At 68.9% G+C, this 13004-nt stretch carries 9 protein-coding genes; 4 read left to right on the forward strand and 5 right to left on the reverse strand.

The window, feature by feature from the left end; all coding sequences use genetic code 11:
• Positions 1 to 4 precede the first annotated feature (4 nt).
• Both BLU81_RS11505 and BLU81_RS11510 read left to right on the forward strand, forming a co-directional pair.
• The gene (locus BLU81_RS11505) at positions 5 to 724 is read left to right on the forward strand and encodes an ABC transporter permease (RefSeq protein ID WP_092544168.1); all 720 of its coding nucleotides are present in this window, start codon (positions 5 to 7) and stop codon (positions 722 to 724) included.
• 70 nt (positions 725 to 794) lie between these two features.
• Positions 795 to 1271 carry a DUF3421 domain-containing protein gene (locus BLU81_RS11510; RefSeq protein ID WP_231954760.1) on the forward strand — a complete coding sequence of 159 codons (477 nt, stop codon included), beginning with the start codon at positions 795 to 797 and terminating at the stop codon, positions 1269 to 1271.
• Positions 1272 to 1321: 50 nt separating this feature from the next.
• Here the strand turns inward: BLU81_RS11510 and BLU81_RS11515 are convergent, their stop codons facing one another.
• A complete protein-coding gene (locus BLU81_RS11515; RefSeq protein ID WP_092544172.1) occupies positions 1322 to 3337 on the reverse strand; it encodes an Ig-like domain-containing protein in 2016 nt (671 codons plus the stop codon).
• A 180-nt stretch (positions 3338 to 3517) separates the two neighbouring features.
• Between BLU81_RS11515 and BLU81_RS11520 the strand changes: the two genes are divergently transcribed.
• Entirely contained in the window at positions 3518 to 6478 is a 2961-nt protein-coding gene (locus BLU81_RS11520) for a family 16 glycoside hydrolase (protein ID WP_092544174.1), read from the forward strand.
• Between the two features lie 234 nt (positions 6479 to 6712).
• On the opposite strand, the gene BLU81_RS11525 is transcribed toward BLU81_RS11520, so the two are convergent.
• The 3 genes from BLU81_RS11525 to BLU81_RS11535 are packed head-to-tail and all read right to left on the reverse strand — an operon-like array spanning position 6713 to position 8966.
• Positions 6713 to 7036, reverse strand: coding sequence for a hypothetical protein (locus tag BLU81_RS11525; RefSeq protein ID WP_092544176.1), 324 nt, complete (start codon positions 7034 to 7036; stop codon positions 6713 to 6715).
• 8 nt (positions 7037 to 7044) lie between these two features.
• Complete coding sequence (locus BLU81_RS11530) at positions 7045 to 8010, reverse strand: hypothetical protein (protein WP_092544178.1); 966 nt, start codon at positions 8008 to 8010, stop codon at positions 7045 to 7047.
• Positions 8011 to 8030: 20 nt separating this feature from the next.
• The gene (locus BLU81_RS11535) at positions 8031 to 8966 is read right to left on the reverse strand and encodes a hypothetical protein (protein ID WP_157751490.1); all 936 of its coding nucleotides are present in this window, start codon (positions 8964 to 8966) and stop codon (positions 8031 to 8033) included.
• A gap of 148 nt (positions 8967 to 9114) precedes the next feature.
• Between BLU81_RS11535 and BLU81_RS11540 the strand changes: the two genes are divergently transcribed.
• Complete coding sequence (locus BLU81_RS11540; RefSeq protein WP_092544182.1) at positions 9115 to 11994, forward strand: WD40 repeat domain-containing protein; 2880 nt, start codon at positions 9115 to 9117, stop codon at positions 11992 to 11994.
• A gap of 36 nt (positions 11995 to 12030) precedes the next feature.
• Here BLU81_RS11540 and BLU81_RS11545 read toward each other — a convergent pair whose 3' ends face one another.
• The gene (locus BLU81_RS11545; RefSeq protein ID WP_092544184.1) at positions 12031 to 12990 is read right to left on the reverse strand and encodes a hypothetical protein; all 960 of its coding nucleotides are present in this window, start codon (positions 12988 to 12990) and stop codon (positions 12031 to 12033) included.
• Positions 12991 to 13004: the final 14 nt, after the last annotated feature.

Raw genomic sequence — 13004 nt, forward strand, 5'->3', positions numbered from 1 at the left:
TCACATGCTCGCCATCGCCCGCACCGAACTAGCCCAGATCTTCCGCAACCGTCTGGTGCTGGTCACCGGCTTCGTCATGCCGGTCGCGGTCAGCGCGTTCTTCGTCTACCGGCACCAGATCTTCGCGCAGATCGCCAGCCTCGGCTACATCGCCGCGGTCGTGATGTTCACGGTCGCCGCGTTCGGGCTCTACACCTCGACGGTAACCACACTCGCCTCACGCCGGCAGAACCTGTTCCTCAAACGACTGCGGTCCACGGCCGAGAGCGACACCGGCATTCTGGCCGGGCTGGTCGCGCCGACGACCGTGCTGGCCCTCGTACAGCTGACCGGGATCTTGATCGTCTTCGGTGTGGTCGCCGGTACGCCGGACAACATCGCGCTGCTGGTGGTGGCCGTGCTGGCCACGGTGGCGATGATGATCGGGCTGGCGCTGGCCACCGCCGGGGTGACCGACTCGCCCGAGCACGCCCAGGTCACCACGCTGCCGGTCAGCCTCGGCATGATAGCCGTCGCGAGCTGGATCGGCCTCACCGGAACCGAGGACCTGCAGCTGCTCAAGCGGCTGCTGCCGGGCGGCGCGGCCACCGAGCTGATGCTCAACGCGTGGAACGGCGGGGTCGCGGTGACCGAGTCGCTGCTGCTGCTGGCGCCCACGTTCGCCTGGGTCGCCGTGGCGGTCACGTTCGCGGTCCGGATGTTCCGCTGGGAACCGCGCCGCTGAGGCGATCCACAACAGTCCGGTACCCGGCGAAAGCGGCTCATCTTGATCTATATGCTCTGCGATCGTGAAGATGGCATTCGAACCGAACCGATCCGTCCCGCACGCGGACGGCTATCGCTGGGTACCGGCGAGCAACGGGCAGATCCCGGCCGGCGCGATCCCGCACGGCTACGAGGAGGACGGGACGCCGCTGTGGCTGTGCCGCGCCCACATGCACGGCGGCCTGCACCCCGGTAAGGTCCGCCCCGGACTGGGCATGGCCGGGATCGCCTGGGGCGGCGAAGAGCTGGGTGTGCGCGACTACGAGGTGCTGATGGACCGGGGGGTGTGGGGCATCGCCGACGGCGGCGACGTGCCCGACGAGGCGTACCAGGTCGGCTGGGAGAGCAGCGGCGAGCCGTTGTACGCGGCACGGGCGGCCGTCGAGGGCAGCAACCTGCAACTGGGCAAGCTGCGCCCGGCGTTCCAGGGGGCCAACATCGGCTACGGCGACGACGAGCATGTGATCCACGCGTACGAGGTGCTGCTCTCTCCGTCGTACAAGTAGGTCGGCGTTCCGGCGTCCGCTGTCTGGCGGACGCCGGAAACGAGCGAGGATCAGCGGCGGTAGGTCCGCTTGGCGAGGGTCTTCACGTTGCCCGCCTTGTCATAGGCGCGCACCTGCACGGTGAACTTCTTGCCGTACTTCCTGGGGTTGAGCGTGAAGGTGTAGCCCGCCTTGGTGTCGGTGGCGACCACTTTGCCGTTGACCAGCAGCTGAACCCGGGCGACACCGTTCTTGTCACTGGCTACCGCGGTCAGGTTCGTCGTCTTGGTCAGTTTGGCGTTGTTCTTCGGCGCCTTGGTGAACTTCAGCGCCGGAGCGACGGTGTCGTTGACGACGACCCGCCGGGCGGTGGTGGTGTTGCCGAGTCTGTCGGTCGCCACCCAAGTGATCATGTAGGCGCCCTGGGCTTTCGGCGTGAGGGTCCACACGCCCGAGCCGGCGGCCCGTCCACCGGTGACACCACTCGACCGGATGCCGCTCGGGTCGGACACCTTGGCGGTGGTGCGGATACTGCCGCGGACCAGGGCCCGCTCCCCCGGGGTGATCCCGGTGATCGACGGCCCGCTGTTGTCCAGCTGGTAGCGACCCAGGTCGACGGCGGCGTTACCGGCCTGGTCGAAGACCCGGATCGTCACCAGGTCGTCGTTGGTCCGGCCGCGGGTGTCCCAGGTCATCGTCCACGGTGCCGCGGTGCTGGCGGCGACGACCCGGCCGTCCCAGTCGACGATCTCGATGCGGGTGGTGTCGGCGGCGACGCCGGTGGCGTGGAAGGTGACCACGCCACTGAGCCGGGCCCCGAACGCCGGGGTGATCGACGCCGACGGTTCGATCAGGTCGGCCCGCACGCGGGTGCTGCGTTCGCTGCTGTTGCCGGCGGCGTCGAAGGCCCGGACGGTGACCTTCGGCGCCTGACCGTGGGTGGCCGACGGCATGACGAACGAGAGCTCCGGCGGCAGGTCGCCGTCGAAGACCACGGCGCCGTCGACGAGCACCTGAACCCGGGTGACACCGACGTCGTCGGACAGCGCCGGGGTGAACCGGGGGTACCGGCCGACCCACTGGCCCTCGGTCAGGCCGGTCGCGGCGATGACGGGCGGGTTGGTGTCGGTGCCGCCCGGTGCGGTCGGCGACGGGTTGAGCACCAGTTCGGCGATGTCGTTGGACCGGTCGAGGTCGGCGTCGAAACGCGCGCAGGTGCAGGCAGGGTTCACCTCGACCCGGCCGGACGCGTCCCGGATGACCCGGTCGATGCGCAGACCGAACGTGAAGCCGTACGCGGTACCGACCTTGAACCGGCGGGGCGCCTCACACGCGTACCGGCCATCGGTCTCGGCCTTGCAGTTGCTGGGCACGGTCACCACCGTGGAGCCGGGCGGAATCGTCACGACCACCAGCCCCGGGGTGGGACCGTCGTAGGGCCAGTCGAGAGTGGCCGGGCCGTTGTTGCGGACACTCGCCTTGACCTGGACCACGTCACCGACGGCACCGGACGCCTTGGCACCGGTGACGGCCAGGTCGGCACCCTGCTGCCCGGTGACGCCGACCTGGATCGTCTGCCACGAGGTGACCTCCGGCGTACCCGGCGCGGTGTCCTCCACCAAGCGCAGCGGCTCCCCCGTCCCGGCGGGCCGGTCCTTGCCCACCACGATGTCGTAGTCGCGGCCGGTCATCCAGTCGAACCGGATGGTCAGCGCGCCCGGCGCGTACCGGTCCGCGGGCACGATCAGCGGCAGGTCGACACGGTAGGTCTTGCCCGGTTCCAGGACCTGGTCGAACCGGCACGAGTTCAGCTCGCCGAAGATGCTGTAGAGGCAGTTGGAGTAGCGGTCCGGGGTGGCGTATCCGGAGGGCAGGCCGTACCAGAGGCCGGTGCCGTCGACCGCGGTGTCACCGATGTTCTTCACCGAGATCGGGGCGTGGACGACGCCACCCGGAGCGGCCGAGACCTGGGCCGGCTGACCGGCGACCAGCGGCCGGGTGGCGGCCTGTGCGGGTGCGGTCAGGGCCAGGGCGGGCGTGATCGCGGCCAGCCCGGCGAGAGCGCGCCAGGTGGTCGGGTTCTTCATGTGGTTCCTCCCGTGTTCCTCGACATCGATACATCGAGGCGTACGCATCATAGAGAAACCGGGACTTTTGGTCTGCTCGGGGAAAAGTTCCGACCCGGATCATCGAAAGATATAGACCTCTCGATGGAAGTTGGATAAGGATGTTCACAGTCATGAATCACCTCCGTAACGGGAGCGCAGATGAGACGTGCGTCCAGGTTCGCTTCGCTGACAGCCGCCACCGTCCTCACCGTGACACCGATGCCGGCGTTCGCCGCCGAACCGATCGAGCAGGAGCCGGGGGTGACCCTCCGGACGTACGACATCGGGGTGCCGCTCAGCCGGATCTGTGAACTCAAGCCCGGCCAGACCCCCAACGTGGACAAGCTGATGCCCACCGTCGACTGGTCCACCGACGAACAGTTCGGTCTGCAGTCCAACTTCGTCACACACGCCCTGGCCAACCTCACCGCGCCGGCGGCCGGCTCCTACCGGTTCCGGTTGACCAGCGACGACGGCTCGAAGCTGTGGATCGGCGACAAGCTGGTCATCGACCACGACGGGCTGCACGGTTCGGCGGCGAAGGAGGGCGTGATCGACCTGACGGCGGGCCTGCACCCGCTGCGTGTCGAGCACTTCGAGGCCGGCGGCGGTCAGGAGCTGCGGCTGGCCTGGCGGGCGCCGGGCGCCGACGACTTCACGATCGTGCCAGCCGGTGCGCTGACCACCGACGCGGGTGTGGTGCGGGTGACCGCGCCGGGGCGCAAGGAGTGTGTCTCCGGCACCGACACGCCCGGTGACGGGCTGCCGCTGACCGCGGTCAACCCCGGTTACACGCTCACCGATCTGCGCCCGCCGGGCTTCGAACCGCAGGTCACCGGTATCGCGTGGCGGCCGGACAAGAAGATGGTGATCACCACGTGGGGTGGCTCGGACGAGGTAGCCGGCAAGGTCTATCTGGTCTCGAACGTGACCGGGCGGACCGGGCCGGCCAGTGTGACGTACCAGGAGATCGCCTCCGGCCTCAAAGAGCCGATGGGTGTGGCAGTCGTCGACGGTTCGGTCTACGTGACGCAGAAACACGAGCTGACCGAACTGCGGGACACCGACGGTGACCAGGTCCTCGACACCCGCCGCACGGTGGCGGTCTGGCCGTTCGGCGGCAACTTCCACGAGTTCGCGTTCGGTCTGCTCTACCGCGACGGCGACTTCCACCTCAACCTGTCGGTGTCGATCAACCTGGGCGGCGCCACCACCGACCCGCAGCCGGTCGGCGGGCGCGGCACGCACATCGTGGTCAACCGCAGGAGCGGCAAGGTCACCACCCTCGCCGGTGGTCTGCGGACCCCGAACGGCATCGGCTGGGGGCCGGACCACTCGATCTACGTGACCGACAACCAGGGCGGATGGCTGCCGTCGTCGAAACTGATCAAGATCAAAGACAAGGCTTTCTACAATCACTACACCAACCCCGACGGGCCGTACGATGCCCGACCGGTGACCCGGCCGGTGCTGTGGATGCCGCAGAACCAGATCGGCAACTCCCCCAGCACTCCGGTCTTCCTGGACTCCGGCCCGTACAAGAACCAGGTCTTGATCGGTGATGTCACCTATGGAGGCTTGCAGCGCGCCGCGCTGGAGACCGTCAACGGTGTCGAACAAGGCGCGATCTTCCGGCACACCCAGGGTCTGGAAGCCGGCATCAACCGGGTGTCACTCGGCCCCGACGGCGCGATCTACGTCGGCGGGCTCGGTGCCGACGGCAACTGGGGCCAGGAGGGCAAACTGCGGTTCGGACTGCAGAAACTCACCCCGAACGGCACCAGCGTGTTCGACATGAGGACGATGAAGGTCACCGGGGACGGCTTCAAGATCGAGTACACCGAGCCGCTGTCCGACACCACCGTGGCGAAGCTGGCCACCGCGTACCAGATCGAACAGTGGCGGTATGTCGCGACCGAACAGTACGGCGGTCCCGAAGTCGACACCGAGAACCTGGCGGTGACCGCCGCGAAGGTCTCCGCCGACCGCAGAACGGTCACGCTGACCGTTCCCGGGCTGCGCCGCGACCGGGTCGTGCACCTGCGGTCGCCGCGCCCGTTCGCGTCCCGTGACGGCGAGACGCTGTGGAGCACCGAAGCCTGGTACACCGTGAACGAACTGCCCGGCAAGCCGGTCCAGCAGGTGTTCTACGAGGCCGAGGAGGGTTACCGGGAAGGCGGCGCGACCCTGGCGAAGGATCACCGCGGTTACTCGGGCATCGGTTTCACCGCCGGTTTCGGCAAACTCAACGCGTCCACCACCATGCACGTGAGCGTGGACAAGGCCGGCGAGTACGCGGTCGGGCTGCGCTACTCCAACGGCCCCGACCCGTTCAGCGGCACCAAGACGGTCAGCCTGCACGTCAACAACCGCAAAGTGAAGCAGGTGCCGTTGCCGACCACTGTCACCTGGGAGGAGTGGGCGACCGCCACCTCGACAGTGCACCTGCGCAAGGGCCTCAACACCGTCACGTACCGCATCGACGCCCTCGACACCGGCCACGTCAACCTGGACCTGATCAGTGTCCGGAAACCCGGCGAGCGGGTCGTCCTGTTCGACGGCGGCGACCTGGACGACTGGCAGCACACCGACGGCCGGCGTCCCGAGTGGCCGCTGACCGGCGGCAACGCCACCGAGGTGTGTTGCGGGGACCTCCGGACCAAGGAGGCGTACGGGGACTACAAGCTGCACGTGGAGTTCAAGGTTCCGCTGCTGCCGCCCGACGTGACCGGGCAGAACCGTGGCAACAGTGGCGTCTACCAGCAGGAACGCTACGAACTGCAGATCCTGGACTCGTACGGTGACACCACTCCGGCCGACAACGAAGCCGGTGCCGTCTACACGGTGAAGGCACCGGACTTCAACGCCGCCACCGCACCGGAGACCTGGCAGACGTACGACATCACGTTCCGGGCCGCCCGCTACGACACGGCCGGAGCCAAGACGTCGAACGCCCGCATCACCGTCGTCTGGAACGGCCGCAAGGTCCACGACAACCTCGAGATCCCGCGCGGGACCGGCGGCAACATCCCGGAAGGCCCGTCCACCGGCGCCATCCGCTTGCAGGACCACGGCAACAAGGTCCAGTACCGCAACGTCTGGATCGAACCGGCCGCCTGACAGTTGTGCCCCGGCGGTCCTGCTGCCGGGGCACACGTCCAGGTTCGGACGACGACGGAAAACAACGGATCCTCACCTTCGCCGACCCTGAGATCGCGGCGCGGACGCCAGGCTCGCAGTGCAACACCGGTGTATCCGGTCGAGTGCTGCTAGATGGCGTCAGCGGATCCGGAATGCGAAGGCATCATTGTCAACAGCACGACCCGCCAGATCAGTGTCGTCATCAGCAAGACGTCAGCACAGTCCGCGGTGGACTAGGTGGTGGGCGTCGTCGGGATTCTCCAGGATGAGGACCGTCATGGCCAGCAGGCGCCGGCAGTAGAGTGCGTCCTCCCCGCCCAGGGCAGGAATCACCCGGATGAGGCGCTGCTCGCACTCCGCAAGGGTGTTCCACCGCCGGTCGTCGAGGCGTCCACCGTTCTCCAGCCAGGTGCCGACGCAGCCCGACACGTTGACGTCGACGCCGACCATCTCGACACCGTTGACGTCGTCGTATTTCAACCGGGACGGAAACGCCGCCCGCCGATGCTCGTCGAAAAGGTCGGCAACGGTACGCACGACTTCCTCTAACCGCAGTTTTCGCGGGCGTACGCCGCAACGTCGAAGAGCAGAGCGGGCTCGAGCAGTAGGTCGACGAGTCTCTGCAGGCCGGCGATGGTCAGATCAGCGTCACCCATGCCGTACAACGGGTCTCGGCCGCGCCGCTTCGGCATGCTGTCGCGGTACTCGACGGTTGCCGGTGCCCAATGTTCCACCGTTCGCTCTACCAGATCATGTGTGCGCTGTTCGACGGCAGGCGCCGGGTCGGGAAAGGTGAACGCGCCTTCTTGTTCCTGATAGCGGTCTTCGCGGAATGCGAGACTCCAGCCCGGCCAACGGGCGGCGAAACGGTCGGACAAGCCGAGGACCGGATCGATCGACCAGACTGTGGCACGACGATTGGCCGGGTCCAGGTGCAGCCCACCGCGAGGAACCTCCGGACACGTCGACAACTGCGGAAGCCCGGCCAACTGATCGAGCAGATCGGGTCCGATCTGCCACGGCCGCACCGCCCAGCCGTCCAGGCCGTAGGCACTGTCACCGACCGTGACCAGATAACGCAGATCGAACGGCTCATCCCCGTCCGAACGTCCCCACCGGAAAAGATCCGTGTCGTCCCACGGATCACGATCAAGAACAGACCGGTCCAGATCGAGTACGTCGGTGACATCAGCGATGCCGTTGTACGCCCACCGGACAGTCCAGCCGGGCCAGGTACGCCGATACGCGTTCAGCAGGGCGAGGCGCTCGTCGTAAGCGGCATTCAGGAAGACCAGTAGGTCCTTTCCGTCGAGATCGATCAGCGCCCCCGCCTCACACACCGACTCGCTCTGCCACTCGTTCCGATCCCACGCCGGAAACGACCGGACGACCGCCAGCGCGGGATCGGGACCGAGTGCGAGCCACGCGTCGAGGCTGTAGCCCAGCCCGTTGCTCCCGCAGTGCGTCCACGTATCGTTCTGTTTGACAGCGACATTCGCCCGAGATCCCACCCTCGGATCGTAGATCCTTGTCAGTCGGTGTCGCGCGCGAGCAGTTCGTACGCGTCGGCGGTCAGTTCGCCCTTGATCGTGGCCGGGATCGCCGGCGCCTTGGTCAGGCCGTAGTCGGAGATGCCGATGACCAGTGGCGGTGTCGGCTCGACGGGCTCGGCCGGCTGCGAGGTGATCTCATCGGGCATCGTGACGGTGACCTCGGTGAGCCGGCCCTGATCGTCCAGGGTCGCCCGGTAGGACATCGCCTTGGCGGCCGGGCCGTAAAGGTAGGCCGCATCGCCGAACGCCTGCTGCAGGAACGGGTCCTGGCCGGTGGCGTCCAGCGTCCCGGTGATCACGTTGCCGGACCGCTGGGCGCTGGTCACCGCGGTGATCAACGCGCCGGCTCCGGTGGCGTCGGGTTGTTTCACCGTGGGTAGCTGAGCCATGACGTCCAGGCCGCTCTGTTCGTCCACGGCGGCGGCGTCCGCCAGTTTCCTCTCGTCGGCGCGTACCCAGTTCCTGCCGTCCAGCTGCTCGTAGATCTTGTCGATCTTCCGGGCCTGGGCCGGCGTGGTGTTCTTCCGCCAGTACTGCCGGTACTGGTCGTGCAGCTCGGGTTGCACGTGGAGCAGGTACTGCAGGCGCGTCGCGGAGCCGGTGCGCGCCACCGCGAAGGTGCCGGTGTGCCGGATCGACGCCCCAGCGGGCAGAGCCACCGTGCCCTGCTGGATGTCGGCGATGAAACCGGCACCGGTGCGGGTGAAGGTGTAGTTGCCGGTACGCAGTGCGGACACGGAGTCCTGCAGCGCCTGCCCGGCATCGGCGGCTGCCGCGGTGGGAGCCTTGGCGTTGAGTGGTTTGCTCGGGTTGAACGCCACGACCCCCACCGTCACCGCCACGACGGCCGCCGCTGTCGCAGTGGCCGCCCAGATGCGGCGCGTATTGGTCGAACGGCTCTTCGGGTTTGCCATGCGAGACACCATAACCCACCCTTGCAAGCATCTCTACATAGGGTCTGAAATGCGAAGACACGAAGCCGCCGTACGAGGCCCTACAGTCGGTGGCGGATCTGGAGACCAGTGACGGGGTCCACAATGTGGTGTGAGTAGGGTGCGGCGGATGACCCAGGCTTGGGAACAGGACGCGATCTTCGCACCGCACCGGGTGTTACGGACCCCGCTCGGCTTCGACGAGAAGCACACGTTCGACGATGTCGGGCCGGCCGCGCTGGTCACGGTCGCGGGGCGGCCCGCGCTGGCCGCTTTCGGGTTGCCGACCGATGCGGGGTCCTACTACTGCGTGGTGGATCTGGAGACCGGCGAGCGCGTTCCGGATCGGGCGGCGCTGCACGGTTCGGCGGGGCCACGCGCCGCGGCCGCCGGCATGTGCGGTGACCGGGCCGTCCTCGCGCTGCTGCTCAAGACCCCTGCCGAGGGCGACGACTGCTTCCGTACGCTGCGGTTACGCGACGCGTGGTCGGGTGAGCCCCTCGACGTGGAGTTCCCGCGCTTCCGGCTGGACAGCCCGATCGCGGTCGCCACGATCGACGGCCGGGGTGTCGTCGCCGTGGGGCCGACGGTGTGCGACGCGGGGGACGGCAGCGTGATCGTCCAGCGTGACGGCCTCGGCTGGATCAAGGCGCTGGTCGAGTATCAGGGCAGGCTGCTGCACCTCTGCTACGACGTCCGGCTCCGTCTCCACACGCTGCGGGACGCGTTGACCGGCGACACCGTCGGTGAGCCGTTCACCGGCCGGGACAGCGGCGAAGTCGCGACGGTGGTGGTCGGCGGCCACCTCTGGGTGGTGTTCCCGTACGGGCGGCAGGCCTCCGGCGCCTTGACGGCGTGGGACGTCACCGCCGGATGCGAGGTGAGTCTGTCGGCCCTGTGGGACGTCGACCTGGTCGGTGACCGGCGGATCGAAGATCTGCGGCTGTCCGCCCAGGGCGACGAGATCACCGCCCTGGTGCAGTGGGGATACCAGGGCCGCAACGGCACCGAGGTCTGGTCGCCGGGGCCGGGCGGGCGGCGGCTGCGAGGTGTCGACCTCGGCAAGTCCAGCGCCCTGGCCCTGGCGGTCCTTGACGGCCGGACGACGGCGGTCACCGGCTACGACAACCGGGCGCTGACGGTGTTCGACGCCACGTCGGGTGTCTTGGTCCCGAGCCCTTACTATGCCGGCCCGATCCAGCCCGAGATCCAGAAGCGGAAGTGTTCCTTCGCCGACGTCGGCGGGCGGGGCGCGCTGCTGGTGTGCGGCGGCACCACGGGTGTGGTGTGGGACTTCGAGTCGGGTCTCCCGGTCCGCACAGCGCCGTTCGGTGCGGGGGTGCAGACGATCGCGGCCGGTGTCCTGGACGGCCGGGCGGTGTTCGCCGTCCTGACCGGCCGTTCGGACACCGTCCCGACGGCGTTGCGGGTGTGGGATCCGCAGATCTCCCGGACGGTCTTCTACCGGGAGATCCCCGCCGAGTCGGATCGTTTCCACAAGTGGCCCGGCCCGGTCGTCTTCGTGGAGTTCGCCGGGCGGCCGACCGTGGCCCGGCGGTTCAACCGGACCATCGAGTTCTACGACGCCCGGACCGGTGAACTCGCCGGCGCCGTCAGCGCGGAGAACCTGAAGATGGCAAACGTTCTCGCCGCCGGCCGGATCGGGGACCGGACGCTGCTCGCCGCCGGTGACAGCAGCGGAACGGTCCAGGTCTGGGACGCGTCCACCGGGCACGAGGCAGGGCCGGTGCTGCGGGGCCACCGGATCGGCGACGGCCTGCCGAAGGACACCAGCGAATGGGTGTCGGCCATCGCGTTCGTTCAGGTCGCCGGGCGCGACACGGTGGTCACCGGTGGCGATGACATGACCGTCCGGCTCTGGGATCTCGCCACCGGCGAAGCGATCGGCACCCCGTTCGCCGCCCACACCGGCAAGATCACCGCGCTGCTGCCGACCGGTGCCGGTGACGAGACCGCGGTGATCTCGGTGGCCGCCACCGGCGCGCCCCGGATGTGGATGCTGGGCGCGCCGCCGCTGGACACCGGGCACACCGCCTGGATCACGGCCCTGGCCGCGGGTGTCCGCGACGGCCGGGCGGCGTTCGCGTCCAGTTCCCATGACGGGACCATCCGGCTGTGGGAGGCGGCCACCGGCCGGATCACCGGCACGATCACGGTGGGTCCGGTCCGGGTCACCGGGGTGGCGTTCGGCGGGCCGGGCCGCGACATCCTGATCGGGGTCACCGCGGACGGGCTGGTGCAGCGCTGGGACGCGAACTCCGGCACCGCGCTCGGCGTTCCCCTGCACCGCGGCGACGGCGAGATGTATGCGGTGGGCACCGTGACGGTGGACGGCCGGTCTCTGGCCGGCGCGGCGGGGGCCGACCGGACTCTGCGGATCTGGGACGTGGTCACCGGCGAGCAGGTCTCCGAACTGCCGGTCGGCCGTACGGTCACGGCCCTGTCGATGGCCGCTACCGGCGACCGGCTGCTGGCGTACGTGCACGGTTCCGCCGTCGGCGACGAGAGACACCAGGCGGATTCGGTGGCGGTGCTGTGGGACGTGTTCGCGCGGGAGCCGGTCACCGAACCGGTCTACCTCAGCGACGGCGGCGAGGTGGCGGTGCTCGGCCTGATGAACGGCCGGCCGGTGGTGTTGCACGGGCGCGACGCCAACGAGGAGGACCACGAATGGGACGTCACGACCATGGACGACCTGGTTCTGCTGGACGCCCTCACCGATGACGTGATCGCCGCCCTCGATCAGCACGACCACGGCCGCAACGGCGCGACGGCGCTGGTCACAGTCGCCGGCCGGACCCTGGTCGTCGCCGGTTTCGAGAAGGGCGCCGCGATCCTGGACGAGCGGATGCGAGAAGTCGGTGACCACTACCGCGAACACCGGACCAGCATGGTCAACAACGTGGCCGCAATCGAGGCCGACGGCGGTCTCGTGGTGGCGTCCAGCGACCACGCCAACGCCGTACGCATCTGGCGGCCGTCCCGGTAGAGCCGCGCCCGGAGGGGGCACGGCTCTACCGGGCGTCTACAGGTCGGCGGGTCCGGCGGCGGTGGCCTCCCGGACCGCCGACGTGCGGCGATCCCCGGCCGACCGGTCGACGGCGGTGTCACGGGCCTCCGCAGCCGGGGCACGGCGCTGGACCGCACCGAGTGCCTGCGGGCCGTGCACGCCGCCGCGGATGCGGTTGTTCGCGGCGACCTGGGCGACCGGGCTGTTACCGGCCAGGTTCAGGGCGCCGTCGATGATGGTGTCGTCGACGGTGACGCCACCCGTGGTGTTGCTGATGCCGACCTCACGGCCGAAGTAGCCGCCGGAGGCGCAGCTGTCCAGGCGGCCGTTCGGGCCGAGCTGCACCCCGCCGAGATTGCCGGCGAAGGTCGACTTGCCGCGGACGGCGCTGCCGCAGACGACGCTGCCGCCGGCACTGTTCAGCACCGACAGGGTGCCGTCCACGAACGAGTCGTGCACGTCGGTGTAGTGGCTGTTGTTGGTGCTCACCGACTCGGACACCGCACTGCCGCGGTCCAGGCGCACCTGCCCGGCCTGGGCGTTCACGGTTCCGCTCACGCTGCTGGCCTCGACGAACAGGAAGCTTTCCCCAGGGGCCGAACCCTGCGGGCGTACGGCTACCGAACCGGTCGTCGAGTCGCGCAGGTAGACGCCGTAGCCGCCGGCCGCGAGTTCCACCGAACCGTTGACCGTGCTGCCGTCCGCGTCCAGGTAGCCGTCCCCGGCGATCTGCAGGTCCCCGGCGATGCGAACACCGTCGGTGACCAGGTTGGCACCGGCGAGCACGCTGACGTTGCCGGTGATGATCGTGCCGGTCAGGGTGCAGGACTCCCCGGCCGGGACGAGCAGGTCGTTGGGGACGGTGACCGCTCCCCCGGTGCCGACACAGTGGGTGACCAGGGCGGCGTGTGCGGCGGGAACGGCCACCAGCGCGGTCACGGTGACCACGGCGGCGACGACGGCCGATTTGATCATAGGAGTGCTCCCTC

The organism is Actinoplanes derwentensis, from assembly GCF_900104725.1.
GTDB lineage: Bacteria > Actinomycetota > Actinomycetes > Mycobacteriales > Micromonosporaceae > Actinoplanes > Actinoplanes derwentensis.

What these genes read in the sequence shown, in the direction of transcription:
- BLU81_RS11505 (WP_092544168.1), top strand. Translation starts at nt 5, where the DNA reads ATGCTCGCCATCGCCCGCACCGAACTAGCCCAGATCTTCCGCAACCGT.
- BLU81_RS11510 (WP_231954760.1), top strand. Translation starts at nt 795, where the DNA reads ATGGCATTCGAACCGAACCGATCCGTCCCGCACGCGGACGGCTATCGC.
- BLU81_RS11515 (WP_092544172.1), bottom strand. Translation starts at nt 3,337, where the DNA reads ATGAAGAACCCGACCACCTGGCGCGCTCTCGCCGGGCTGGCCGCGATC.
- BLU81_RS11520 (WP_092544174.1), top strand. Translation starts at nt 3,518, where the DNA reads ATGAGACGTGCGTCCAGGTTCGCTTCGCTGACAGCCGCCACCGTCCTC.
- BLU81_RS11535 (WP_157751490.1), bottom strand. Translation starts at nt 8,966, where the DNA reads ATGGCAAACCCGAAGAGCCGTTCGACCAATACGCGCCGCATCTGGGCG.
- BLU81_RS11540 (WP_092544182.1), top strand. Translation starts at nt 9,115, where the DNA reads ATGACCCAGGCTTGGGAACAGGACGCGATCTTCGCACCGCACCGGGTG.
- BLU81_RS11545 (WP_092544184.1), bottom strand. Translation starts at nt 12,990, where the DNA reads ATGATCAAATCGGCCGTCGTCGCCGCCGTGGTCACCGTGACCGCGCTG.